The sequence below is a fragment of the Falsiroseomonas sp. HC035 genome (assembly GCF_050563525.1).
Lineage (GTDB): Bacteria > Pseudomonadota > Alphaproteobacteria > Acetobacterales > Acetobacteraceae > Falsiroseomonas.
In genome coordinates this window covers 147,485-169,377 of record NZ_JBNXUN010000009.1, presented here as the reverse complement: position 1 = coordinate 169,377, position 21,893 = coordinate 147,485, and the positions used below count along the sequence as shown (strand labels likewise).

Annotated in this window: 27 protein-coding genes; 11 read left to right on the top strand and 16 right to left on the bottom strand. The window is 70.7% G+C overall.

Going from position 1 to position 21,893, the window contains the following annotated elements; genetic code table 11:
• Positions 1-66: 66 nt before the first annotated feature.
• From ACLF3G_RS19260 to ACLF3G_RS19245, 4 genes are all read left to right on the top strand, one after another.
• Complete coding sequence (locus ACLF3G_RS19260; protein WP_430671018.1) at positions 67-477, top strand: AtzH-like domain-containing protein; 411 nt, start codon at positions 67-69, stop codon at positions 475-477.
• Complete coding sequence (locus tag ACLF3G_RS19255; protein WP_430671017.1) at positions 474-1,739, top strand: NAD(P)/FAD-dependent oxidoreductase; 1,266 nt, start codon at positions 474-476, stop codon at positions 1,737-1,739. The genes ACLF3G_RS19260 and ACLF3G_RS19255 overlap by 4 nt, the downstream gene beginning before the upstream one ends.
• Positions 1,740-1,841: 102 nt before the next feature.
• The gene (locus ACLF3G_RS19250; protein WP_430671016.1) at positions 1,842-2,630 is read left to right on the top strand and encodes a cold-shock protein; all 789 of its coding nucleotides are present in this window, start codon (positions 1,842-1,844) and stop codon (positions 2,628-2,630) included.
• Between the two features lie 214 nt (positions 2,631-2,844).
• Positions 2,845-3,237: a hypothetical protein gene (locus ACLF3G_RS19245; protein ID WP_430671015.1), complete on the top strand. Its 393-nt coding sequence runs from the start codon at positions 2,845-2,847 to the stop codon at positions 3,235-3,237.
• Between the two features lie 6 nt (positions 3,238-3,243).
• On the opposite strand, the gene ACLF3G_RS19240 is transcribed toward ACLF3G_RS19245, so the two are convergent.
• Positions 3,244-3,984, bottom strand: coding sequence for an aspartate/glutamate racemase family protein (locus tag ACLF3G_RS19240; protein WP_430671014.1), 741 nt, complete (start codon positions 3,982-3,984; stop codon positions 3,244-3,246).
• Between the two features lie 104 nt (positions 3,985-4,088).
• On the opposite strand from ACLF3G_RS19240, the gene ACLF3G_RS19235 reads away from it, so the two are divergent.
• Entirely contained in the window at positions 4,089-5,072 is a 984-nt protein-coding gene (locus ACLF3G_RS19235; protein WP_430671013.1) for a Bug family tripartite tricarboxylate transporter substrate binding protein, read from the top strand.
• A 56-nt stretch (positions 5,073-5,128) separates the two neighbouring features.
• Here the strand turns inward: ACLF3G_RS19235 and ACLF3G_RS19230 are convergent, their stop codons facing one another.
• The 4 genes from ACLF3G_RS19230 to hisI all read right to left on the bottom strand — a co-directional run bounded on the left by ACLF3G_RS19230 (position 5,129) and on the right by hisI (position 7,656).
• A complete protein-coding gene (locus tag ACLF3G_RS19230) occupies positions 5,129-5,461 on the bottom strand; it encodes an STAS domain-containing protein (RefSeq protein ID WP_430671012.1) in 333 nt (110 codons plus the stop codon).
• A gap of 29 nt (positions 5,462-5,490) precedes the next feature.
• Positions 5,491-6,141, bottom strand: a complete 651-nt coding sequence (locus ACLF3G_RS19225) for a GOLPH3/VPS74 family protein (RefSeq protein WP_430671011.1) — start codon at positions 6,139-6,141, stop codon at positions 5,491-5,493.
• 76 nt (positions 6,142-6,217) lie between these two features.
• A complete protein-coding gene (locus tag ACLF3G_RS19220; protein ID WP_430671010.1) occupies positions 6,218-7,249 on the bottom strand; it encodes a CobW family GTP-binding protein in 1,032 nt (343 codons plus the stop codon).
• On the bottom strand, positions 7,246-7,656 hold the full coding sequence (gene hisI, locus ACLF3G_RS19215) for a phosphoribosyl-AMP cyclohydrolase (RefSeq protein ID WP_430671009.1): 411 nt from the start codon (positions 7,654-7,656) through the stop codon (positions 7,246-7,248). Before hisI ends, ACLF3G_RS19220 begins: the two co-directional genes overlap by 4 nt.
• A gap of 49 nt (positions 7,657-7,705) precedes the next feature.
• On the opposite strand from hisI, the gene ACLF3G_RS19210 reads away from it, so the two are divergent.
• Positions 7,706-8,191 carry a Fur family transcriptional regulator gene (locus ACLF3G_RS19210; RefSeq protein ID WP_430671008.1) on the top strand — a complete coding sequence of 162 codons (486 nt, stop codon included), beginning with the start codon at positions 7,706-7,708 and terminating at the stop codon, positions 8,189-8,191.
• A 59-nt stretch (positions 8,192-8,250) separates the two neighbouring features.
• Positions 8,251-8,610, top strand: a complete 360-nt coding sequence (locus ACLF3G_RS19205) for a hypothetical protein (RefSeq protein ID WP_430671007.1) — start codon at positions 8,251-8,253, stop codon at positions 8,608-8,610.
• Positions 8,611-8,702: 92 nt separating this feature from the next.
• On the opposite strand, the gene metC is transcribed toward ACLF3G_RS19205, so the two are convergent.
• The 4 genes from metC to ACLF3G_RS19185 are packed head-to-tail and all read right to left on the bottom strand — an operon-like array spanning position 8,703 to position 12,152.
• Positions 8,703-9,905 carry a cystathionine beta-lyase gene (gene metC, locus ACLF3G_RS19200; protein ID WP_430671006.1) on the bottom strand — a complete coding sequence of 401 codons (1,203 nt, stop codon included), beginning with the start codon at positions 9,903-9,905 and terminating at the stop codon, positions 8,703-8,705.
• Positions 9,905-10,759 (bottom strand): sulfurtransferase, encoded by an 855-nt coding sequence (locus ACLF3G_RS19195; protein WP_430671005.1) that lies wholly within the window; start codon positions 10,757-10,759, stop codon positions 9,905-9,907. The genes metC and ACLF3G_RS19195 overlap by 1 nt, the downstream gene beginning before the upstream one ends.
• A gap of 5 nt (positions 10,760-10,764) precedes the next feature.
• Positions 10,765-11,481, bottom strand: a complete 717-nt coding sequence (locus ACLF3G_RS19190) for an alanyl-tRNA editing protein (protein ID WP_430671004.1) — start codon at positions 11,479-11,481, stop codon at positions 10,765-10,767.
• Positions 11,478-12,152: an NUDIX domain-containing protein gene (locus tag ACLF3G_RS19185; protein ID WP_430671003.1), complete on the bottom strand. Its 675-nt coding sequence runs from the start codon at positions 12,150-12,152 to the stop codon at positions 11,478-11,480. Before ACLF3G_RS19185 ends, ACLF3G_RS19190 begins: the two co-directional genes overlap by 4 nt.
• Before the next feature lie 37 nt (positions 12,153-12,189).
• Between ACLF3G_RS19185 and ACLF3G_RS19180 the strand changes: the two genes are divergently transcribed.
• Positions 12,190-13,122: a DMT family transporter gene (locus ACLF3G_RS19180; RefSeq protein WP_430671002.1), complete on the top strand. Its 933-nt coding sequence runs from the start codon at positions 12,190-12,192 to the stop codon at positions 13,120-13,122.
• Positions 13,123-13,140: 18 nt separating this feature from the next.
• On the opposite strand, the gene ACLF3G_RS19175 is transcribed toward ACLF3G_RS19180, so the two are convergent.
• The 5 genes from ACLF3G_RS19175 to ACLF3G_RS19155 all read right to left on the bottom strand — a co-directional run bounded on the left by ACLF3G_RS19175 (position 13,141) and on the right by ACLF3G_RS19155 (position 16,340).
• Positions 13,141-13,302, bottom strand: coding sequence for a hypothetical protein (locus tag ACLF3G_RS19175; protein WP_430671001.1), 162 nt, complete (start codon positions 13,300-13,302; stop codon positions 13,141-13,143).
• A 77-nt stretch (positions 13,303-13,379) separates the two neighbouring features.
• Positions 13,380-14,672, bottom strand: coding sequence for a hypothetical protein (locus tag ACLF3G_RS19170; RefSeq protein ID WP_430671000.1), 1,293 nt, complete (start codon positions 14,670-14,672; stop codon positions 13,380-13,382).
• 13 nt (positions 14,673-14,685) lie between these two features.
• Positions 14,686-15,117, bottom strand: coding sequence for a GNAT family N-acetyltransferase (locus ACLF3G_RS19165; protein WP_430670999.1), 432 nt, complete (start codon positions 15,115-15,117; stop codon positions 14,686-14,688).
• Between the two features lie 163 nt (positions 15,118-15,280).
• A complete protein-coding gene (gene parA / locus ACLF3G_RS19160) occupies positions 15,281-15,916 on the bottom strand; it encodes a ParA family partition ATPase (RefSeq protein WP_430670998.1) in 636 nt (211 codons plus the stop codon).
• A 61-nt stretch (positions 15,917-15,977) separates the two neighbouring features.
• On the bottom strand, positions 15,978-16,340 hold the full coding sequence (locus ACLF3G_RS19155; RefSeq protein ID WP_430670997.1) for a hypothetical protein: 363 nt from the start codon (positions 16,338-16,340) through the stop codon (positions 15,978-15,980).
• 66 nt (positions 16,341-16,406) lie between these two features.
• On the opposite strand from ACLF3G_RS19155, the gene ACLF3G_RS19150 reads away from it, so the two are divergent.
• The 3 genes from ACLF3G_RS19150 (at position 16,407) to ACLF3G_RS19140 (ending at position 20,552) form a co-directional block, all read left to right on the top strand.
• Positions 16,407-17,846 (top strand): NAD(P)H-hydrate dehydratase, encoded by a 1,440-nt coding sequence (locus ACLF3G_RS19150; protein ID WP_430670996.1) that lies wholly within the window; start codon positions 16,407-16,409, stop codon positions 17,844-17,846.
• A 21-nt stretch (positions 17,847-17,867) separates the two neighbouring features.
• Positions 17,868-19,307 (top strand): malonyl-CoA decarboxylase, encoded by a 1,440-nt coding sequence (locus tag ACLF3G_RS19145; protein ID WP_430670995.1) that lies wholly within the window; start codon positions 17,868-17,870, stop codon positions 19,305-19,307.
• A 66-nt stretch (positions 19,308-19,373) separates the two neighbouring features.
• Positions 19,374-20,552, top strand: a complete 1,179-nt coding sequence (locus ACLF3G_RS19140; RefSeq protein ID WP_430671093.1) for an MFS transporter — start codon at positions 19,374-19,376, stop codon at positions 20,550-20,552.
• A 40-nt stretch (positions 20,553-20,592) separates the two neighbouring features.
• Here the strand turns inward: ACLF3G_RS19140 and ACLF3G_RS19135 are convergent, their stop codons facing one another.
• Together ACLF3G_RS19135 and ACLF3G_RS19130 are read right to left on the bottom strand one after the other, a co-directional pair.
• On the bottom strand, positions 20,593-21,237 hold the full coding sequence (locus ACLF3G_RS19135) for a PEP-CTERM sorting domain-containing protein (RefSeq protein ID WP_430670994.1): 645 nt from the start codon (positions 21,235-21,237) through the stop codon (positions 20,593-20,595).
• Between the two features lie 117 nt (positions 21,238-21,354).
• Positions 21,355-21,846 (bottom strand): hypothetical protein, encoded by a 492-nt coding sequence (locus ACLF3G_RS19130; RefSeq protein ID WP_430670993.1) that lies wholly within the window; start codon positions 21,844-21,846, stop codon positions 21,355-21,357.
• Positions 21,847-21,893: the final 47 nt, after the last annotated feature.

Here is a 21,893-nt window from a genome sequence, read left to right as displayed (position 1 = left end):
TTCGCCCCAGGCTGTTCAGGGCCCGGCGAAGGGGGCACGCTGGCGTGCGGCTGCAGGAGATGAGGCGTGCGGATCGACGACCCGGAAGTCCTCGCGGAGGTGCGCGAGGTGTTCGACCGCTACGAGGCGGCGCTGATGGCGAATGAAACCGCGGTGCTGGACGCGATCTTCTGGGCGGACCCGCGCACGGTGCGCTTCGGCATCGCCGAGATCCTGTACGGCCATGACGCGATCCGCGCCTTTCGCGCCTCGGTGAAAGGCTATGCGCAGCGGGTGCAGCGCCAGGTGCGGATCACCAGCTTCGGGCCGGACGTGGCGGCAACGCATCTGGAGTATGAGCGGATCGGCACCGGCCTGGTGGGGCGGGAGACGAAGATCATGGCGCGCATCCCGGGGCAGGGCTGGCGCGTCGTCTCCGCCCATGTGTCGCTGCTCGCCGGTGGCGATCCCGGTCGCACGATGGAGCCGGGCCGGTGAGTGCTGCGCATGTCGTGGTGATCGGCGCCGGGATCATCGGCGCGGCGACGGCGCTGGGCGCGCTGCGGGAAGGTTTCCGGGTGACGATCCTGGAGCCGGGCGAGCCGGGTGGGGAGCAGGCGGCAAGCTACGGCAATGGCTGCTGGCTCAGCCCGATGTCCGTGATCCCGCCGGCGGGGCCGGGGCTGTGGAAGAAGGTGCCGGGCTTCCTGGCGGACCCGCTCGGGCCGCTGGCAATCCGTTGGTCCTACCTGCCGAAGGTGCTGCCGTGGCTCGCGCGCTATCTGTGGGCCGGCTGGACGGAGGCAAAGGTGCTGCGTGCGGCGCAGGCGCTGCGGCCGCTGCTGGTGGATGCGCCGGCGCTGCACCGCGAGTTGGCCGAGAGTGCCGGCGTCGGCCACCTCATCGAGCGGCGCGGCCTGGTCTACATCTACGAGACCCGCGAACAGTTCGAGCGCGAGGCGCTGGCCTGGCGGGTCCGCAAGCAGGTCGGCATCGAGTGGCTGGAGCTCGACGCCGACGAGATGCGCCAGCGCGAGCCGGAATTGGACCGGCGCTACACCTTCGGCGCACTGGTCGAGGAAGGCGGCCATTGCCGCGATCCCGGCGCCTATGTCGCAGCGCTGGTGGCGCAGGCGCAGGCCGAGGGCGCAGCGTTGCAACAGGCGCGCGCGACCGGCTTCCGGGTTGAGGGGGGGCGCTTGAAGGCCGTGCGGACGGAGGGCGGGGAGATCGGCTGCGACCGCGCGGTGATCTGCGCCGGCGCGCATTCCAAGCCGCTGGCGGCGGCCGTGGGGTCCCGCGTGCCGCTGGAGACGGAGCGCGGCTACCATGCAATGGTGCGGGATGCCGAGGTCGGCCCGCGCACGCCGATGATGCCCTATGACGGCAAGATGTCGATCACCTGGACGGATCGCGGCCTGCGCTGCGCCGGACAGGTCGAGATTGCTGGGTTGGACGCCGCGCCGAACTGGAAGCGGGCGGAGATCCTGCGTGATCACCTGCTGCGCAGCTTTCCAGGGCTGCCACGGGACCTGCCGGCGGACCGGGTGAAGGTCTGGATGGGGCATCGCCCCTCGATGCCCGATGGCCTGCCCTGCATGGGCCCCTCGGCCGCGACGCCGGATGTGCTGCTGGCCTTCGGACACGGCCATGTCGGGCTGGTTGCGGCACCGCGGACGGCGCGTGCGGTGCTGGATTTGTTGCAGGGGCGTCAACCGGCGTTGCCGATGGAACGATTCAGCCCCACCCGCTTTGCGTAGCCCGGATTTGCGCTGGTTTTTCTTGCGACGTGGTGCAATCTTGCACGGTGGCGACCCTGCATCGTGTCGGGTCGCGTCCACCAGTACGGATTGCATAAGATCGTGTTTCCCGACAGCGAACAGGGCGGCGGCGCGTCCGTCGAAGCCGAAGTCAAGTGGTACAATGCCCGCAAGGGGTTCGGCTTCGTCTTGGGACCGGACGGACAGGATGTGTTTTTCCACGCCTCGGCCCTGACCGAGGCCGGGATCGAGCCGCCGGACACCGGCGACAAGCTGAATTGCGAGATCGGGTCGGACCGCCAGGGGCGGCGTCTGGTCACGCGGATCATCTCGATCATCAAGGGTCCGGGCGGCGGCGACCGTGCGCCGCGTCCGGGTGGTTTCGCCGATCGTCCGCCGCGTCGGGACTTCGGCGGTGGCGGGTTCGGCGATCGTCCGCCGCGGCGTGACTTCGGTGGCCCGCCGGGTGGCGGCGGTGGTTTCGGCGATCGCCCCCCGCGTCGGGACTTTGGTGGTGGCGCCGGCGGTGGCTTTGGCGATCGTCCGCCGCGCCGCGACTTCGGTGGCCCGCCGGCCGGCGGTGGCTACGGTGGCGGCGGCGGTGGCTTCGGCGCGCCGCGTGGCAATTTCGGCGACCGTCCGCCGCCGCGCCGCGACATGGGCGCGCGCGACGAGGGCGGGCCGACCTATGCCGTGCAGGGCACCGTCAAGTGGTTCGACCAGGTGCGCGGCTTCGGCTTCGTGACGCCGGAGGATGGCGGCCAGGACGTGTTCCTGCACTCCTCCGTCCTGCAGCGCGCCGGCCGTGCCGATGTGCAGCAGGGCGAGAAGGTGGCGCTGGATGTGCGCGACGGTCAGCGCGGACGCCAGGCTGTCAATATGAAGGAGTAACCGAACGCCCCTGCGGCTTCGGAAGCGTCACCCCGGCCATGCAGATGGTCGGGGTTTTTTGTGGGATGTCAGGCCCGATTGGCATGCGGTGTCAGGTATTCCGACAGTCCTTCAGACTCCGTTTACGAAGTTGGCCGCAAGGTGACACCCATGGTGATCGTCCCTTGTGGAAGTGGGACCTCGCCTCACGGGAAGATCCCGAAGGGAAGACGCTATGTCGCTCACCCACTTCAGCCCCTCATCCTTCGGGACCTATGGTCCACCACCCGATGAGTCGGGGGTGTTCTATGACCCGGTCCTGAAGCTGGGACTGTCGTGGCTGGAACCGCCCAGGCGCGCGGACCGCAGGCCCACCAGCACGGTGGCGCTGGCCGAGGCGGTTGCCGGCATCGTCGGCATCGCCGCGGCGCGGGCTCGGGATGCGGGCGACTTCGCGGCGCTGCGCAACGCGGTCGAACGGGCCCTGATGGGTGGTGCAGCCGTGGCCGAGGCGGGCATCGACCCACGCGAGGCCCGCAGCCAGGAGCCCCCAGCCATCCTGGACATGGAGTTGGGGCGGGAGGCGGAAGGGCTGCGCGCCCTGATGGGGCGACAGGCGGCACGCTGAGCGGGTTCAGCCGAAACGGCGCTGTCGCAACCCGCCGTGGAACCAGCTCACCAGGGTGTAGATGTCATAGACGGGCAGGCCGAGTTCGGCCTGCAACGCGGCCGCGTAGGGCGGCATGTTGGTGCATTCGAGCACGATCGCGCCGACCTCCGGGTGCCGGGCCACCAGGGCGCGGCCGGCATCCAGGATGTCCTGCTCGGCCAGCGCGATGTCCATGTCGGACTTCTCGGCCTTGATCAGCACGCGAAAGAACTCCCGCCCGGCCTCGGTGCCCTGCACCGGTATGTCCAGCGGCACACCGGCGGCGGCCAGGTGCGCGGGCGTCAGGGACTGGCGGCTGACGGTGACGACGCCGACCCGGCGGCCGGGTGGCAGCAGCGCCTGCACCCAGGGCACCTGCATCAGGGAGGAGGTCGCGACCGGCACCTGCACCGCCGCCGCGAGCTCCGCCTGGAACAGCGACAGGAAGCCGCAGTTGGTGGTGATGGCCTCGGCGCCGAGGTCCACCAGGTCGCGCGCCGCCGCGATGAAGTCCGGCAGCAGGCCGGGCGCGCCCTGCAGCACCACACGCTCCGGGCTGGCGCCGCGTACCACGCGGAACAGCACCGGGAAGGGCCAGGTGGTGGCGTTGCCCATGTCGCCGGGAATCCGCGGAAAGCGGGCCTCCAGCATCAGGATGCCGAGCGGCGCGCCGTAGATGGATTTGCCGCCGCGGGCGAGGCGCGCGGCGGGTGCGTGGGGCTGCATGGGCGAAGCGTAGAGGGCTTCAGCTTTCTGGCAAGGGAAGGGGTTGCGCGCGGCGGCCCGGGGCGTCTCTTCTAGCGACGATCACACATTCGATCGGAGCCGACATGAAGATGAGACATCGCTTCCTGCTGCCATTGCTGGGGCTTCTGGCCGGGCCGGCCGTGGCGCAGGACCAGTGGCCGTCGCGACCCATCGAGTTCCTCGGCGGCTTTCCGAACGGCTCGGGAGTCGACATCTATGCGCGCCGGCTGGCCGCGCCGCTGTCGCAGGCGCTGGGCGTGCCGGTGGTGGTCAACAACCGCGTCGGCGCCGGCGGCAACATCGCCTCCGACTTCGTCGCGAAGGCGCGGCCGGATGGCTACTTGATCCTGTTCGGCACGGCGGGCACGCACGCCATCAACGCGACGCTGTATCGCCGCCTGCCCTTCAACCCGCTGCGCGACGTGACGCATATCGCGCATCTCGGCGACGTGCCGAACGTGCTGACCACCAGCATCCAGCACCGCCCGCAATACACCAACTGCCAGGCGCTGGTTGCCGATGCGAAGGCACGGCCGGGCGCGCTGAACTTCGCCAGCACCGGCAACGGCGCCTCCACCCACCTGGCCGGCGTGCGTTTCGCGCAAGCGGCAGGGATCGACATGGTGCATGTGCCCTTCACCGGACAAGGCGGCGCGGTGACGTCGCTGCTCGGCGGGCAGGTGGACCTGTTCTTCAATCAGACCGGACCGGCGCTGGGCCTGGTGCAGCAGGGTGCGGTGCGGGCGCTGGGGGTGACCACGCCGGCGCGCATCCCGGCGATGCCGGACGTGCCGACCATCGCCGAGGCCTGCAATCTGCCGGGCTTCGAGAGCACCACTTGGTACGGCGTCTTTGGCCCTCCCGGCATGCCGGAGGCGATCCAGATGCGGCTGAACGCCGAGATCCTGAAGATCATCGAGGCGCCGGAGTTCCGCCAGTGGCTGGTGAGCAGCCAGGGCATCGCGCCGAGCAGCGTGCGCACGCCCGCAGAATTCCGCGCGGTGCATGAACAGGATATCGAGCGCTGGGGCCAGGTGGTGCGCGCGGCGGGCGCGACGGTGGATTGAGGCGGCGTTTCACCCTCACCCAACCCTCTCCCCCAAAGGGGGAGAGGGCTATTCTTTCAGGCGAGGGCGGTGACGGCGGCGTCGCGGGTCGGATGGATCGCCAGGATCTTGTCGAAGCCGGAAATCTCCAGCACCTCGCGCACCGGGGCCTGGGGGGATGCGATGGCGAAGCTGCCGCCGATGGCCTTGGCCTGCTTCGCCGCCTTCAGCAGCACGCGCAGTCCTGCGGAGGAGACGTAGTGCACTTCCCCGAGGTCGGCCACGACCTTGGCGCCGCCCTCCAGCAGGGCCAGCATCTTCGCCTCGGCGGCCGGGGCGGTGGCGGTGTCGAGCCGGCCCTTGAGGGCGGCCACCTTCACGCCCTGGTCGGTGCTTTCCGTGATGTCCATGAAATCAGTCCTGTGCTGGAGTCGGGTGCTTATACCATGGGCGCGTAGCGCGCGATCTGGGCGTAGATCTCACGGATCGCATCGGCCAGGGAACGGTTCAGCTCCTCGAGGTCCGCGACCTGGTCGATGCGCGCTTGCACGCGGTCCAACTCCTGCGTCGACAGGATCAGCGAGAACAGGCCGCCGGCACGGCACAGGCCGATCAGCATGGAATCGCGCGGGTCGGGGATATCGTCCTGGAACAGCACGCCCATGATGCGCGCCTTCACCTCCCGCTCCTCCTTGTCCGAGATCACGGGGTAGCGGCGTTCCGGGAACACCCACAGGAAGCGGCCCTCGACGCGCTTCAGGATGCCCTTGGCGACCAGGCGTTCGAACAATGCATCGCGGTAGGAATCCGCGTCCGCGGCCAGTGTCTCGATCCAGTGCCGGCTGTCGCCGGTTTCCGGCGAGGCGACGATCTGCGCCAGGGCGCGGTCCATCAGCGCGTCGCCGGTCGGCTCCGGATTCACGACATAGAGGCGGCCCGGATCGGTGTCGATCCGCCCAGCCAGCGCCAGTTCGGCGAGGACGGCGCCCGCAATCGCGTAGTCGCCGGAGGGCGCTGCGCGTTCCTGCAGGCGCCCGCTCTCGTCATCGAGCATGAGGAGGAGGATTTCCTCCGGCATCGTCAATGGCATGGCGTCACGCAGCTCCCCGATCCGCGGGCAGCAGAGCGCGCGGCGCGGCCTTAGTCAACGCGGGCGGAAGCTTCTTTCACCTGCTTTCCAAAGCAGATTCCTGTTCCGCCGCGGCGAGGAAGGCGCGCAGGCCGTCCTCCACCACCTTCGGTTCCAGGTCGCGCAGGATGAAGACGAGGCGGGACCGGCGCGGCGCGTCATCCGGCCAGGCGCCCAGCCGCGTCGGCGGGTGGAACAGGTGCTGCACGCCATGCACCACCACTGGCCGCGTCTCGCCCACCAGGTCCAGGATGCCCTTCATGCGGAGCACGGAGGCGCCGCGGGTCATCGCCAGCATCTCCAGCCAGCCGGCGAGGCCGGACCAGGGCAGCGGGCGGTCGAACTCCAGGCAAAGCGCCTGGATGCGCGAGTCGTGCCGGTTCGTATCGTGGTGATGGTGGTGGTGCGGCGTGGCGGCGCCGATCCAGGTCGCCACGTCCGGCACCTTCGCGCCGGTGTCGAAGGCGCCGGCATCCAGCAGGTCGGCCGCGGCGATCTCGCCCGCCGCGGCGGTCAGGATTGGCGCGATCGGGTTCAGGGCGCGCAGCCGGGCGGTGAGGGCGGCAACCTGTTCGGCGGTGGCGAGGTCCGTCTTGGTCAGCACCAGCCGGTCCGCCACGGCGGCCTGGCGCTGTGCCTCCGCCTGCGTGTCCAGCGTGGCGGCACCGTTGGCGGCATCCACCAGCGTGACGACGCCATCCAGCACGAAGCGCAGCGCCAGGCGGGGGTCGGACATCAGGGTCTGCAGGATGGGCGCCGGGTCGGCGAGGCCGGTGGTTTCGACCACCACCCGGGCGACCGGCTGGCCGGCCAGGACGCGATCCCACAGCCCGTCCAGTGCCTTCATGAGGTCGCCGCGGATGGTGCAGCAAAGGCAGCCGGCGTTCAGCAGCACGGTATCGCCATCCAGGCGCTCCACCAGCAGGTGGTCCAGTCCAACCTCGCCGAATTCGTTGATCGGCACGGCGGTGTTGGCCAGCGCCGGCTGCCGCAGAAGGGCGTTCAGCAGCGTGGTCTTGCCGGCGCCAAGGAAGCCGGTGAGGACCGTGAGCGGGATCGGGCTGCTCATGCACCGCCGCCGTACAGCGCGCCGGGATCCACTAGCGGGGCGGCGATCTCGGCCAGGGCGCCGTCGCGGATGGCGCGGAAGAAGCAGTTGCGGCGGCCGGTGTGGCAGGCGACGCCCTGCTGGTCGACCAGCGCCAGCAGCGTGTCGCCATCGCAATCAACGCGCAGGTCGACCAGGCGCTGCACCTGGCCGCTGGTCTCTCCCTTGCGCCAAAGGCCGCGGCGCGACCGGCTCCAGTAGCAGACGTGGCCGGTGGCGAGCGTCTCGGCCACGGCGTCCCGGTTCATCCAGGCCATCATCAGCACCTCGCCGCTGTCATGCTGCTGGGCGATGCAGGCGACGAGGCCGGCGGCGTCGAACCGGATCGCGTCGATCAGGGCCTGGGTGGGGGTGGGTGCGTCGGTCATGGCGATCCCATATATCGGAGCGGACGCGATTGCACACAGGGGAGGGCGCATGGCGGGCGATATGACACTCGACGCGGCACTGGATCGCGCCGCCGCGACCTGCACGCGGCACGGGGCCCAACTGACGGAGTTGCGCCGGCAGGTGCTGCGCCTGGTGCTGGAATCGCCGCAGCCGATCGGCGCCTACGCGCTGCTCGACCGGCTGCAGCAGGCCCGGCGTGGCGCGGCGCCGCCCACGGTGTACCGGGCGCTGGATTTCCTGTTGGCGCAGGGCCTGATCCACAAGGTGGAGCGCCTGAACGCCTTCATTGGCTGCGACGAGGCCGGACACGGCCATGCGCACGGGGAGGACCACCCGCACCAGTTCCTGATCTGCCGCGACTGCGGCGCGACCGCAGAGATCTGCGACCCGGGCGTGGCGGCGGCGGTGGCGCGCGCCGCGGCGGAGGCCGGCTTCACGCCGCGGCGGAGCACCATTGAAGTGGAGGGGAGCTGCGCTCGCTGCGCCGGCGGCGGGGCTGCTGCTCCGGCGTAGAAAAAACAACCTTTAATTTCCGTGGTTGCTTTATTGTTGCGCTATGGCAATAGCAGGTCATGGATCTTCCCCCGATTCGTTCGGAACGCCGGGTTGCTGCACTGCGCCTGCTTCGCGCGCTGCGTGTCGTCGACGTGCAAGCAGGCGTCCGCAACAGCCGTATCGCCTTCGACGTCGCCATGCTGTTCTTCGAGGCGGCCGTCGCTGACCCCCCTGACTCACTGTCTGTCGACCAGATCGCGGCCACGACGGGCTACAGCGGCCCCACCGTGCGGCTGGTGCTCAAGCGGCTGCTACTGGCCGAGGTCATCGCGCCCGGCCGGCGGGTGGGCAAGACGCAGCTTTATGCGATGACGCAAAAGGGCGTGGAAGGCTTCGACGGCTATGTCGAAGCCATCGTCGCCTTCCAGGCGCCCTGAGGCGGAGCCTTCCAGGCGCCCTGAGGCGGAGCCTTCCGGGGGCGCCCTGAGGCGGAGCCTTCCAAGCGCCCTGAGGCGGGGGCCTGCCGGCGTCAGGCCGGCAGGTTGCCGAGCGACTGCTCGAGGTCGGCGATGATGTCCGCCACCTCCTCCAGCCCGATATGCAGGCGCACCGCCTGGCCCGGCATCGGCTCCGTCACGCGCCGCACCAGCATGCCGTTGGTCGGCAGCGCCAGGCATTCGTAGCCGCCCCAGCTCGCGCCGATGCCGAACAGCTTCAGCCCGTCCACGAAGGCGAAGATGTCGGCTTCCGAGTAGCGCGGCTGAAAGACGATGCCGAACAGGGAGCAGCCGCCGTCGAAATCGCGCTTCCAGATCTCGTGGCCGGGCGCGCCGGGCAGGGCGGGGTGGCGCACCTCCAGGATCTCAGGCCGCTGCGCCAACCAGGCGGCGACCTTCAGCGAACTGTCGGCCTGGTGCTTCAGCCGCACCGGCATGGTCCGCACGCCGCGCAGCGCCAGCCAGCAATCATCCGGGCTGGCGTAGTGGCCCATCGACGACGCATGGCCTCGGACGATCAGGTGATGCGCCTCGGACGCTACGGTGACGCTGCCCAGCAGGATGTCGGAATGCCCGCCGACATACTTGGTCAGCGCCTGGATCGAGACGTCGCAGCCATGCGCGAAGGGCTGGAAGCTGTGGATGCCCCAGGTGTTGTCGATCATGGAAATCGCACCGTGCCGCTTCGCTACAGTATTCAGCGCCGGCACGTCCTGCACCTCGAAGGTGTGGGAGCCGGGGCTTTCGAGGTAAAGCACCCTGGTGTTCGGCGTCCACAACGCCTCCAGCCCCTCCGCGTCGATGCAGGGGTCGTAGAAGGTGGTCTCGATGCCCCAGTTCGGCATGACGTTCTCGGCCAGGTTCCGCGCCGGGCCGTACACGCTGTCCGGCATCAGGCAGCGGTCGCCGGATTTCAGCCAGGCCAGCAGCGGCACGGCCACGGCGGCAAGGCCGGTGCCGGTGATCGTGCAATGCGTGCCGCCCTCGATCTCGGCAACCACATCCTCCAGCGCGTAATGCGTGGGCCCGCCCTGGGTGCCGTAGGTCATCACCCGGTTGAAGCGGTTCTTCGCATTCTCCCGCCGCATCTCGCAGGACTGCGCTGTGACGGTGGAGCCGCGATAGACGGGCGGGTTGACGAAGCCGAGCGCGCGGATGTGCGGCCGCGCGGCGTGCGACATGCGGGTGGCGAAGCCGTGCTTCTTCGGGTCGGGTGCGTGCGCGTCGTCGGGCATCAGGGTGTGCTCGTTTCCTTGGGGGTTTCCGGGCGTCCGGCCCATTCGGTCCAGGAGCCGTCATAGACGGCGGGCTCCGGCAGGCCGGCGCGCAAGGCGGCCAGCGTGACGACGCAGGCGGTGACGCCCGTGCCGCAGGAGGTGACGATCGGCCGTGTGTCGTCCGCGCCGCGTTCCGCGAACATTTTCTTCAATGTCTCCGCATCCTTCATCGTGCCGTCGGGGCCGACGACGTCGGCGGCGGGCAGCGAGCGGGCGCCGGGCATGTGGCCGGACGGCAGTCCGGGGCGGGGTTCCGGGGCGGTGCCGTCGAAGCGGGCCTTGGAGCGTGCGTCGAGGATCAGCGCCTCCCCACCGCCCTGCCGGACGATACGCTTGATGTCGCCGATGCCGGCCAGGCGGCGGGCGATGAGGTCGGCGACGAAGGTGGCGGGCGTCGCCTCCGGCGCGTCGCCGGACTCCACCGGACGTCCCTCGCGCTGCCATTTCGGTAGGCCGCCATCCAGCACCGCGGCGTTCTCATGCCCGAACAGCCGTAGCATCCACCAGCCGCGCGGGGAGGCGCGCAGGCCGTGCTGGTCGTAGAACACCACGCGGGTGGCATTGGACACGCCGAGCGCGCCGATCAGTTTTTCGAAGCGTGCGGGCGTCGGGACCATGTGCGGTAACGTGCTGTCGGCATCGGCGATCCGGTCGATGTTGAACAGCCGGGCGCCGGGGATGTGCGCGGCCCGGAAGCCGTCCGGCGCGTTGCCCTGTTCGGTCGGCAGGTAGGTGGTGCAGTCCAGCACGACGAGATCCGGTTTGCCGAGTTCAGCGGCGAGCCAGTCCGTGGAAACGATCAAATCCATCATCTGGGTCACTCCGGCAGCACGATATGGATGCGGCGGTTCTGGCGGCCCTTGCTTTCCAGCTTGGAGACCTCGACGCGGCCGATCTCACCGGTCGAGCGCACATGGGTGCCGCCGCAGGGTTGCAGGTCGATCGGCGCGTCCTGCGGCCCGATGCGCACCAGCCGCACCCGGCCGGCGCCGCGCGGCGGCTGCACCGAAAGGGTGCGGACCATCTGCGGGTTGGCGTCGAGTTCCGCATCGGTGATCCAGCTTGTGCCGGTCGGGTGGTCGGCGGCGACGAGGTCCGCCAGGCGTTCGTTGAACCATTCCTTCGCCGGCGGCTCGGGCAGGTCGAAATCCAGGCGCGACTTCTGTGTGCCGATCTGGTTGCCGGTCGCGAAGATGCCCGGCATCACGCTGCACAGCAGGTGCAGCGTGGTGTGCATGCGCATGTGCAGGTGGCGCCGCGCCCAGTCGAGGTCGAGCGTGACCTCCGCGCCAACCTGCGGCAGCGCCGCACCGGGAGCCAGGGTGTGCAGGATGGCGCCGGCCTCACCCTTGATCGCCTCGGCGACCGCCGCTTCGCCGCCTTCCCAGCGCAAGGTGCCGGCATCGCCCGGCTGGCCGCCGCTGCGGGCGTAGAGGATGGTCCGGTCCAGCACCACGCCACGCTCATCGGCCGCGACCACGCGGGCCGTGGCGGTGCGCAGGTAGGCGTCTTCGAGGAACAGCGGTTCTGTCACAGCAGATGCTTCCATTCGGTGCGGAGGCGCGGGCGGTTGACCTGGAGCCAGAGCAGGGCGAGCGCGCCCGGCGCGTTCTCGATGCGGTTGTCGGCGACCATGCGGAAGGCGTCCTCGGCGGGCACGACCAGCACGCGGGTGTCCTCGCCCTCGCCTGGCAGGCCATGTGTGTCGTCAGCCTTGGCGGAGAGATCGACGCAGGCGCAGTGGAAATGCACCACCTCGTCGCAGCCGCCCTGCATCAGCAGGAATTGGCCGATGCGGGCCATGGCGCGGGCGGCGAGGCCGGTTTCCTCCGCCAGTTCGCGGGCGCCGGCCAATTCGGGGTCCTCGCCGGTTTCCAGCAGCCCGGCGGGGCATTCGGTCATCACCGGGTTCCGCCCCGCGGCCAGCGCCGGCAGGCGGAACTGCTCGATCAGGGCGACGCGGTCGGTGATCGGGTCGTAGGGCAGGATGACCACGCCTTGGCCACGCCGCCACAGCTCCCAGGTCAGCACCGGGGATTGTGCGCCGTCGAAGCGGGTGTAGCGGAAGCGGACGCGCTGCAGGGCGAAGCGCTGGCCCCACATCACCTCATCCTCCAGCACTTCCACGCCTGGCCAGGGCGGGATGGGCGGAGCCTTCGGGTGGCGTGGTGGCGCATTCGGGAGGGGGGGCGGGCTGGCGCTCATGCCGGGCGGACCCTACCCTTGGGCGCCAGGAACGTCCATGTCCCCACCCGAATCCGCCTCTACTCTGTCGCCGCCCATCCTGCCTCTCAGCCTGCTGGCGGCGCGCAAGCGCGCCATCCTGCTGGTGCTGGCGGCCTCCGCCGCCTTCGTCGTCTCGGCTGCCTTCGTGAAGGCGATCGGGCCGTCCATCCCGCTGCCGCAGGTCATCCTGTTCCGCAACGCCTTCGCACTGCCCGTGCTGCTGCTGCTGGTGGCGCAGGCCGGCGGCTTCGCGGTGCTGCGAACGAAGATGCCCTGGAAGCATGCGGAGCGCACTTTCTGGGGCATGTGTGGCATGGTCGGCGCCTTCCACGGGTTTGCAAACCTGCCGCTGGCGACGGCCACCGCACTCGGGTTCACCATGCCGCTGTTCCTGACCGGACTGTCGGTGGTGTTCCTGGGGGAGAAGGTGGGCTGGCGGCGCTGGTCCGCCGTCGCGGTCGGCTTCTGCGGCGTGCTCATCATGGTGCGGCCGGGCTTCGGCGGCGCGGCGCTGCCGGTAGGCTCCGTCGCGCTGGTGCTGCTGGGTGCCTTCGGCTGGGCCATGGCCATGCTGAGCATCCGCCGCATGGGGGAGGCCGGGGAATCCGGTGTCGCCATCGTGTTCTGGTTCGCGCTCTCCAGCGCCGTGCTCGCGGGGGTCGCGACCGTGCCGGTCTGGGTCATGCCGGATGCGCGGCAATGGGCGCTGCTGGCGGGCATCGGCGGCGTCTCCGCCCTGGCGCAGGTGATGATGACGGCGGCCTATCGCCGCGGTGAGACCACGCTGCTGGCCCCGTTCGAGTATTCGGGGCTGATCTGGACCATGCTGGTCGGCATCGTCATTTGGGCCGAATGGCCGGATGGCTGGGAATTGGCCGGATTCGGCGTGCTGGTCGGCGCCGGGCTCTACATCTGGCGGCGCGAGGTCGTGCGGGGGGCAAAGCGGTAGGCAACGCCCCCACCGTGCTCAGTTGAAGGCGCGCTCCAGCACGTACATCAGCAGGACGGCCACGATCGCCGCGCCGGCGATGCCGGGGAAGATCATGGGGTGCCGGTACTTCTGGATGTCGCGGTGCATGTCGTCGCTGCGATGGTCGGTGCGGTTGGTGGTCGTGGTGCTGTAGCTCATGGCATTTCCTCCTTGGCCAGGGGAAAACGCCACCTGCCACGGCCGGGTTCATGGCCGTTCCGCGGGTGCTTCCAGGGCTATGCGAGTGTCAGCAGCCGTTCGACGCGGGCCGTCGCGGCGTGGTCGGGATGGGCGCGGCGCAGCACGGCCAGATGCGCTTCCGCGCCGGCGCGATCACCCGCCCGCAGCGCCGCTTCGGCCAGGTGCTGCTGGGCCATCGGATGATCCGGCACCGCCCGGATAGCCGCACGCAGGGCCGCCATGGCCTGTGGCGCCTCGCCAAGCCGGGCGTGCAGCGCGCCGATCTGCGCCAGCTGGTTCGCCTCGCGCAACGCGGCGGCGCGCAGGTCCTGCTCCAGCAGGATGCAAGCGGCCTCCAGTGCCGCCTCCGGGTCGAGGGGCGGCGGGCCCGCAGGTGGCGGCGTGGCAGACGGCTCGAGCGGCTCGAACAGGGTCGGCTGGTCCGGGAACCAGCGGCGGCGCACCGCCTCGTTCACCTGCTCAAAGCGCGCGAGGAACGCCGCGGCCTCCGCGGGATGCGGGCGCCAGCCGCGGCCCGGCAGTGCTTCCGACGCCGCCTGGGTGAAGCGGCGCCAAAGGGGCGAGGCGGCGGTGAGTCCGGCGGGGGAGGCCTTGAGATGCTGGCCCATGGCCCGCACCAGGTCGATGCCGCCCGGGGTCAGGGATAGGTTCGATTGCCGGTCCGGATCCTCGGCCGGCACCTGCAACGGCACTTCGGCCAGCGCCAGGAAGTCGTCGACGGCGTCGCCGTTCAGCAGCCGCGGACGCTCGAAGATGCGGGGCAGCATGGCATCCTCCCCGAACACGCCGGCCCAGTCGTCCAGCTGCCGGGCATAGTCGTAGTGCGGTAGCGCCTCCGGTCCGTGCCGCGGCAGCATCGGCGGGCCGACATGGGCGACGCGCAGCGCCTGAGTGTAGCCGCTGGCGGCGTGCTGGTCCTGGCGGCGCAGGTAGATCACCACGCGCATGCGGCCGACATGCGGGGCCAGCAGGTCGCGCAGCGCGGTGATGAGTTCGCGCGTGTCGAGGAGCCCGCCGCACTGCTCGGCCGACAGGATGACGAGGCGTGTCGTCGCCGGCAGCCCCGACATCTCGGCCTGGAACTCGCGGCGGAAGCGGGACAGCCGCGCTTCCGCGCCGATGCCGTCCCACAGCGCGGGGTTGAAGTGCCCGAGGCGCGACAGCGGCACCAGCGAAGCCGGCAGCATCCCATGGTTGGCCCAGCCGGGGGAGGCCGGGTAGCAGACGCCGAGCCTGGCCAGCGCCGCCCGCCGCGCGCCGAGCACCCGCTGGATCGAGGAGGTACCGGTCTTCGACTGGCCGATATGCAGGAGGAGGTCGGGCTTCATTGGGCGCTTGCGGTCAGAGGGTCTTCCTGAACCAGACGCGGGAATGGCCGGCCGGCATGCCGTCCAGCCGGCCGAACTCGACATAGCCGTTGCGCTGCCAGAAGCCGGGGTTCTGGAAGCTGAAGGTGTCGGTATAGGCCTGCCCGCAGCCGCGTTCCCGCGCAATGGCCTCGGCGCGCAGCAGCAGTTCGGTGCCGACGCCCTTGCCGCGGGATTCGCGCGAGAGCCAGAGCCAGTCGACGAACAGCCAGCCCCAGAAGGTCATCCCGAGCAGGCCGCCGCGCGTGCCGCCATCCGGCCCGCGGGCCAGCAGGGTGACAGGTTCGCGGTCGTAGGGGCCGCCCATTTCCTGGTTGAAGGTGTGCAGGCCGCGCTGGATGGCGGCGACGGCGTCGAGTTCAGGGAAGGTGTCCTCCGAGATTTCGATGCCGGTGTCCTCGGCCATTCCCCGTGGCGCATCGCGGGGCAAATCGGGCGGGCTCGCGGCCGCGGAAAGACTTTTCGGCCGTGTCGTCCTGCCCTTCGCCGCCTTCGCCATACCGCCGCGCCTCCTGTGCCGGGGCGGGAAGTGGCCATACTGCGCGGCGGCTGGAAAGGGGCGGTGCGCGCTAACCCTGCCGCGATGCCATCAAGGCCTCGGCGAGGGCCCGCATCTCGGCCGCGGCGACGGATTTCGGCGCGGATTCGGTGACCCCAAGCCCGGCGGCGAAGGCCTGGGCGATGCCGGTGCGGTTGCCGATGGCCGGACTCAGCAGGGTCAGGTCGCGGCGCCCGAGCTCGGCAAGGATCTGCGCCAGCAGGCGGCCGCTGGCCGGCGCGCGGTTCAGCGCGATGGCCGTCCGGCGTTTTTCTCCGCGCGCGAGGTCGAGCGTCGCATCCATGGCCCAGAGATCGGCGGAGGAGGGCTGCAACGGGACCAGCACCAGGTCGGCGTTGCGGATGGCGATGCGCGCGTCGGTGTCGGCATGCGGTGGCGTGTCCAGCAGCACCACGTCCTGGCCGCGCCGCAACTTGTCCAGCGCGGCGGGCAGGCGCCAGCCGGCCGGTGCATCGAGGTGCAGCGGCAGGGCGCGGGGGCCGGCCCGGCTGCGCTCATCGGCCCAGCGGGTCAGGGTCTGCTGCGGGTCGGTATCGAGCAATGCGACGCGCAAGCCCTGGCCCGCCAGCGCCGTCGCAAGGTTGGCGCTGAGAGTGGATTTGCCGGCGCCGCCCTTGCGCTGCGCCACCGCCACGACGAAGGCCATGCCTGCGACTCCGCGAAAGAGTGAGTGCGAAGCCTAACAGGTTGCACCTCGGCGGTCCCGTTCAGCGCCGGTCCGGCGGCGTGGTGGTCGAGGCATCGGGCCTGGCGCCGGGGCGATCCGGGACCGGGCTGCGGCCGAAATCCGTAATGCCTTCGCTGCGGTCGGGCCGCGCGGCGCCGGGAACGGACGGCGCCTGCAGGGTTTGGTGGCCGGGCGGTGGCTGGGTGCTCGGCGGCTGGGTGCGCGGCGTGCCGACGCCGACCGGTGGACGTGCCGGGGCTGAGGGCGGCCCGGCGCGGTCTCCCGGAACCGCGACGCGCGGCGGCTGCGAGCTGGCGGCGGGCTGGCGGTCAAGCTGCTGGGCGGTGGCGGGGCTCAGCGGCAGCAACGCCAGGGCGGGAAGCAGGAGGAGTGCGGCTTTCATGACGTTGTCAACGCCCGGCACCGGTCGCGGGTTCGTTCGTGACGGGTGCTGCGATAGGCTGCGGTGATGCACGAATTGCTGACACCGCAGGAAATGGCGCGCGCCGATGCGGCGGCAAACGCGGCCGGGGTGCCGGGACTCCGGCTGATGGAGGCAGCGGGGCGGGCGGTGGCGCGCGCGATCCTGCGCCGTTACCCGCCGCGCTCCGTGCTGGTTCTGGCCGGGCCGGGCAACAATGGCGGCGACGGCTATGTGGTCGCGCGCCTGCTGGACCATGCAGGCTGGGGCGTGCGGCTGGCGGTGCTGGCGCCGCCTTCCGGAGGCGATGCGGCGGCCATGGCGGCGCGCTGGCGCGGTCCGGTCGTGCCGTTCACCACGGTGGAGGCAGCGCGCGCCGCGCTTGTGGTGGATGCGGTGTTCGGCGCCGGGCTGGCACGCCCGGTGACAGGGAAGGTGGCGGAGGTTCTGGCGGCGGCGCGCGAGGTGGTGGCGGTGGACGTGCCCTCCGGGCTCGATGGCGCAACCGGCGCGGTGCGCGGCTTCGCACCTCGTGCGATGCTCACGGTGACCTTCTTCCGGCTGAAGCCGGGACACCTGCTGCTGCCCGGCCGGGCGCTGTGCGGCGAGGTGGTGCTGGCTGATATCGGCCTGCCTGCCTCCGTGCTGCCGGGCCTGGGCTTGCGGACCTTCCGCAACGGGCCGGCGCTGTGGCGGCTGCCGGTGCCGGGGGCCTCGGACCACAAATATGCGCGCGGGCATGCCGCGGTGCGGGCCGGTCCGGCGATGACGGGGGCCGCGCGACTGGTCGCGACCGCGGCACGGCGGGCGGGGGCGGGGCTGCTGACCATCCTGGCGGCCGACGCTGCGACGGCCGCGGTGTTGCGGGCCGGCGATCCGGGGGTGATGGTTGCCGAGGGTGATGCCGCGCCGCTGCTGGCGGATGCGCGGATCGGCACCTGGGTCCTCGGCCCTGGCCTGCCGCCGGATGCGGGAACGCTCCAGGCCCTGCGCGGGGCGGTGACGGCAGGCCGGCGGGTGGTGGCGGATGCAGGTGCGTTGCGGGCGGCTGCGGGCGAGCCCTCGGCGCTGGCGGGATGCACCGTGCTGACGCCCCACGCCGGCGAATTTGCCGCCGTGTTCGGCCCGCCTGGGGAGGATCGGCTGGCGGCGGTGCGTTCCGCGGCGCGGGCCACCGGCGCGGTCATCATCCTGAAAGGTGCGGACAGTATCGTGGCGGCGCCGGATGGCCGCGCGGCGATCAATGCCAACGCGCCGCCCTGGCTGGCGACGGGCGGCACCGGCGATGTGCTGGCGGGCCTCGTCGCCGGATTGCTGGCGCAGGGGATGCCCGCCTTCGAGGCCGCGTGCTGCGCCTGCCACCTGCACGGGGCTGCGGCGCAACGCCTTGGGCCCGGGCTGCTGGCGGAGGATCTGCCGGATGCGATGCCGGCCGTGCTGGCGGCAATGTTGCTCGACCTTCCCAAAGGAGTCGGGCATGGTTCCTGAAATACGCTGAAAGGTTGCGTGATGTCCGACGTCGCCGCCCCGCCCGGATTCATCGACCGCGCGCTGCGGCGCGTGACATCGCTCTGGCGGGACATCGCGTCCTCGGCGCCGGGCGAGGGCGAGGGCATCGCGACCCAGATGCGCGCCTGTCTGGATGCGCGTGGCGGCGAGGTTTCGGCACGGTCTCGCGCCGCGCGGCTGGCGCAGAGCTACCTGGCCGGCGACCACGCGCAGCGCGGCGAGTTCCTGCGCGCGCTGGCCGGCTTCGATTCGGATTCGGCGGCGGTGGCGAAGGCCTGGGAAGCCGTGGCGGCGGCGCAGGATGCGGAGGCCCGGGCCACCGCCAAGGCCAAGCTGCGCCGGGTTCTGGAGCCGCCGCGCCTGCGGCTGCTGACGCAGTTCACCACCATCCCCGACGGCGTGAAGTTCCTGGTGGAGCTGCGCGCGGATTTGATGGCGCGGATGCGCGGCGATGCGATGCTGGAGGCGCTGGAGGCCGATCTGCGCGGGCTGCTGGCGAGCTGGTTCGATGTCGGCTTCCTGGAGCTGCGCCGCGTCGACTGGTCCTCGCCGGCGGAGCTGCTGGAGAAGCTGGTGCAGTACGAGGCGGTGCACCGCATCCGCAGCTGGCGCGACCTGAAGAACCGGTTGGATTCGGATCGCCGCTGCTACGCCTTCTTCCATCCACGCATGCCGAACGAGCCGCTGATCTTCGTCGAGGTCGCGCTGGTGGAGGGCATGGCCGCCAACGTGCAGGCGTTGCTGGACGAGAAGGCGCCGCTGCTGGATGCGCGCGTCGCCGACACTGCCGTGTTCTACTCGATCAACAACTGCCAGCGCGGGCTGGATGGCATCTCCTTCGGCAACTTCCTGATCAAGCGGGTGGTGGAGCTGCTGTCCGTCGAGTTCCGCAACCTGGACTGCTTCGCCACCCTGTCCCCCATCCCCGGCTTCCGCACCTGGCTGGAGGAACGGCTGGAGGCCGGCGATACGACGCTGCTGACGGAGGATGAGGCGAATGCGCTGCGCGCCGCCGCACCGCCCGACCTGGCGCTGGTGGCGCCGGGCGTGGAGGCTGGCAAGGGCGATGGCGAGAGCGCCACGCAAACCCTGCGGCGGCTGATCGCGCGGCGCGGCTGGGCGCGGGTGGAGGCGACCTCGAAGGGGCTGGAGCCGATCCTGCTGCGCGCCTGCGCGCGCTACCTGCTGGCGGAATCGGGACGCAACCCCAAGCGGGCGCGCGACCCGGTGGCGCATTTCCACCTTTCCAACGGCGCCCGGGTGGAGCGGCTGAACTGGCGCGGCGATACCTCGGAGAAGGGTTTCCGGGAGTCCTGCGGGCTGATGGTGAACTACCGCTACGACCCGGAGAAGATCGAGGACTACCACGAGAGCTACGCCGGCGAGGGCAAGCGTGCGGCATCCCCCGCCGTGCGCAAGCTGGCCAAGGGTTTCGTCTGACGGGTTGAGCGCGCCGCGCGCGGCTGCAAGGATCGTCGGCGGAAACGTCGGGACAGTAACTTGCAAGTGCGGGCGGGGGTGCTGGGGGTGCCGGATTTCCGGCGCATCCTGCTGGTGGGGCTGCTGGTGTCCGTCGCCCGCTGGCTGGAGATGCTGGTGATCGGCGTGGTGGTCTGGCAGCAGACGCACTCCGCCTTTCTGGTCGCCCTGATGACGCTGCTGCGGCTGCTGCCGATGGGGCTGTTCGGCGCCTTCCTCGGCGTCGCGGCGGACCGGGTGCAACGCCGCTCCGCGTTGATCCTGATGCTGGTGGTGCAGGCGGCCTCCGCGGCGGTGCTGGCGCTGCTGGCGCAGGCGGACATGCTGGCAGTGTGGCACCTGGCGGTGGCGAGCTTCGTCGCCGGTATCGTCTGGGGCGCCGACAATCCGGTGCGGCGGATGATGCTGGGCGAAGTTGTCGGTGCGCACCGCATGGCCACCGCGGTTTCCATGGATGTGGTGGCGAACAATGCCAGCCGCATCGCCGGCCCGGCGCTCGGCGGCACCATCCTGGCGGCGGCGGGCGTGGGTGCGCCCTTCATGCTGTCGCTGGTGCTGTATGCGGCGGCGGCGGTGGCGGCGCTGCGGCTGGCGCATCGCAGCACCGTGCTGCCGCCGCGCGGGTCCGTGCTGCGGGAGATGCGGGACAGCTTCGGCCTGGTGCTGCGCACGCCGGGCATGGCCGGCGTGATGGTGGTGACGCTGATCTTCAACCTTTTCGGCTGGCCGGCCGGCAGCATGGTGCCGGTGATCGGGCAGGAGGACCTGCGGCTCGGCGCCGATGGGGTCGGGCTGCTGGCGGGGATGGATGGCCTCGGCGCGCTGATCGGCGCCGCGCTGCTGGTGCCGCTGGTGCGGCCGCGCTGGTACCGCGCGATCTATGCCGGGGGTGCGGCGATGTTCTGCGGCATGTACGTGGTCTTCGCCCTCGTCGGGCAGCCGGTGCCCGCGGCCGTTGCGCTGCTGCTGGTCGGCGTGGGCAGCGCCGGATTTGCCTCGATGCAGGCGACCCTGGTCTACACCACGGCGCCGCCCGAACTGCGCAGCCGCGCACTCGGCGTGCTCTCCGCCTGCATTGGGCTAGGCCTGCTGGGCTTCCTGCATCTCGGCCTGATGGCGAACTGGCTCGGCGCCTCCACCGCCACGGCGCTGATCGGCGCGGAGGGCGTGCTGGCCTTGGCGCTGACGCGGCGGTGGTGGCGCTAGAGCGTGATCGCCACCGACGCACTTTGCTCGGGACGCTTCGCTATCGTGGCGCGGAGGCGAGCCTCCGCAAGCCGATCAGACCGAGCAGCCCCGAGCCGAGAAGGAGTGCCGACGCTGGTTCCGGCACGGGCGTTGGCCCGGAAAGGCCTGTCAGCGTGGCGGAAAGGATCCTGGACTCGCCACCCGATGGCGCGGTCTCGTAGCTGAGGAACAGAAGCTTCTCCGCGCCGAACGGTGGCGTTGACGGCAGGACCGAAGGATCAAGCAGCAGGTTGTAGTGGAAGCTGATGGTCAGGCGACCGTTGTACAGCGATGGCAGCGACATTGGCGGCACCAGTGCCGAGAAGGTCAGCACGATGCCTGTCGCGCCGATGGTCGCCGTGAGATCCTCCGCCTGGATCGCCAGGTTGCCGGCAGTCAGGTTGATGAGCCCACTTGGCAGGTCGAACCGGCCGGGTGAGGCGGGCGCGGTGGCGGGGTCGAATATAATGGAGCCCGTGACCGGGTCGCCGATAGACGCGTATCCCGCGACGCCACCAAAATCGACATAGCCGGAGTAGTTCCAGGCGATGGGCGCGGCTGTCGCCGGGCCTGCGAGAGCGGCTCCCCCGACGGCTAGTATCAGCCATCGCAGCGGTCTCATGCGGCGAGCTTGATTACTTTGTGGAGATTGTTGATGCAGCATGGCTGGGACCTCATTTCCAGTACGTGCACATCGTCGTCTTCGAAGCTACTATGCAGCGATCCTGCGGTCATGGACGGGTCTCGCGCGTAGTTGATCCGCCGCAGCCTGCCGCCTGTTTCAGTTCGCGGCTTTACCCCGCTCGTTCACCGTCACGTCGGTCAGGCGGCAGGTATCCAGCTGCCGATGCTCCTCGGCGCGGCCATCGGCGAAGACGATGCGCAGGTCGTTGACGCAGGCGCCCCGTGGCAGGCCGATGACAAAGCGCTGGCCGGGCGGCACGACAGCGGTGCCGAGGCGATCCGGGCCCCAGTTCCGGTCGGTGCTTGGGGAGACATAGACTTCCCTGATCGTCCGGTTGCCGCCATTCACCAGCCGAAACGACGGGTCGGGCGCTCGCGTGGCGGCGGGCGCCACGCCCGACTGGCGCTGTCTTTCCCACTGGCGCTGCTGCATGTGGCGCTGGAGCATGTGCTCGTTGATGGTGCCCTGGAGCGAGCCTTGCGGGTTGTTCCAGGTGGTGCCGCCGGGGCCGTTTGGCAGCCAGTATTGCTGCGCCGCGGCGGGTCCGGCGGTCAGCAGGGCGAGAAACGGAAGCAGGGCGAGGCGCATCTTCGGCAGGTCCTGTGGCAGGTGGCTTGACGGGACCGGACCCTGCC

Coding starts and splice junctions, on each gene's coding strand:
- ACLF3G_RS19225 (WP_430671011.1), bottom strand. CDS start 6,141: ATGCCATTGACGATGCCGGAGGAAATCCTCCTCCTCATGCTCGATGAC.
- ACLF3G_RS19155 (WP_430670997.1), bottom strand. CDS start 16,340: ATGAAAGCCGCACTCCTCCTGCTTCCCGCCCTGGCGTTGCTGCCGCTG.
- parA (WP_430670998.1), bottom strand. CDS start 15,916: ATGGCCTTCGTCGTGGCGGTGGCGCAGCGCAAGGGCGGCGCCGGCAAA.
- ACLF3G_RS19240 (WP_430671014.1), bottom strand. CDS start 3,984: ATGCAGCCCCACGCACCCGCCGCGCGCCTCGCCCGCGGCGGCAAATCC.
- ACLF3G_RS19205 (WP_430671007.1), top strand. CDS start 8,251: ATGGATCTTCCCCCGATTCGTTCGGAACGCCGGGTTGCTGCACTGCGC.
- ACLF3G_RS19210 (WP_430671008.1), top strand. CDS start 7,706: ATGGCGGGCGATATGACACTCGACGCGGCACTGGATCGCGCCGCCGCG.
- ACLF3G_RS19180 (WP_430671002.1), top strand. CDS start 12,190: ATGTCCCCACCCGAATCCGCCTCTACTCTGTCGCCGCCCATCCTGCCT.
- ACLF3G_RS19150 (WP_430670996.1), top strand. CDS start 16,407: ATGCACGAATTGCTGACACCGCAGGAAATGGCGCGCGCCGATGCGGCG.
- hisI (WP_430671009.1), bottom strand. CDS start 7,656: ATGACCGACGCACCCACCCCCACCCAGGCCCTGATCGACGCGATCCGG.
- ACLF3G_RS19195 (WP_430671005.1), bottom strand. CDS start 10,759: ATGATGGATTTGATCGTTTCCACGGACTGGCTCGCCGCTGAACTCGGC.
- ACLF3G_RS19170 (WP_430671000.1), bottom strand. CDS start 14,672: ATGAAGCCCGACCTCCTCCTGCATATCGGCCAGTCGAAGACCGGTACC.
- ACLF3G_RS19145 (WP_430670995.1), top strand. CDS start 17,868: ATGTCCGACGTCGCCGCCCCGCCCGGATTCATCGACCGCGCGCTGCGG.
- ACLF3G_RS19185 (WP_430671003.1), bottom strand. CDS start 12,152: ATGAGCGCCAGCCCGCCCCCCCTCCCGAATGCGCCACCACGCCACCCG.
- ACLF3G_RS19245 (WP_430671015.1), top strand. CDS start 2,845: ATGTCGCTCACCCACTTCAGCCCCTCATCCTTCGGGACCTATGGTCCA.
- ACLF3G_RS19130 (WP_430670993.1), bottom strand. CDS start 21,846: ATGCGCCTCGCCCTGCTTCCGTTTCTCGCCCTGCTGACCGCCGGACCC.
- ACLF3G_RS19165 (WP_430670999.1), bottom strand. CDS start 15,117: ATGGCCGAGGACACCGGCATCGAAATCTCGGAGGACACCTTCCCTGAA.
- ACLF3G_RS19220 (WP_430671010.1), bottom strand. CDS start 7,249: ATGAGCAGCCCGATCCCGCTCACGGTCCTCACCGGCTTCCTTGGCGCC.
- metC (WP_430671006.1), bottom strand. CDS start 9,905: ATGCCCGACGACGCGCACGCACCCGACCCGAAGAAGCACGGCTTCGCC.
- ACLF3G_RS19235 (WP_430671013.1), top strand. CDS start 4,089: ATGAAGATGAGACATCGCTTCCTGCTGCCATTGCTGGGGCTTCTGGCC.
- ACLF3G_RS19135 (WP_430670994.1), bottom strand. CDS start 21,237: ATGCTGCATCAACAATCTCCACAAAGTAATCAAGCTCGCCGCATGAGA.
- ACLF3G_RS19230 (WP_430671012.1), bottom strand. CDS start 5,461: ATGGACATCACGGAAAGCACCGACCAGGGCGTGAAGGTGGCCGCCCTC.
- ACLF3G_RS19175 (WP_430671001.1), bottom strand. CDS start 13,302: ATGAGCTACAGCACCACGACCACCAACCGCACCGACCATCGCAGCGAC.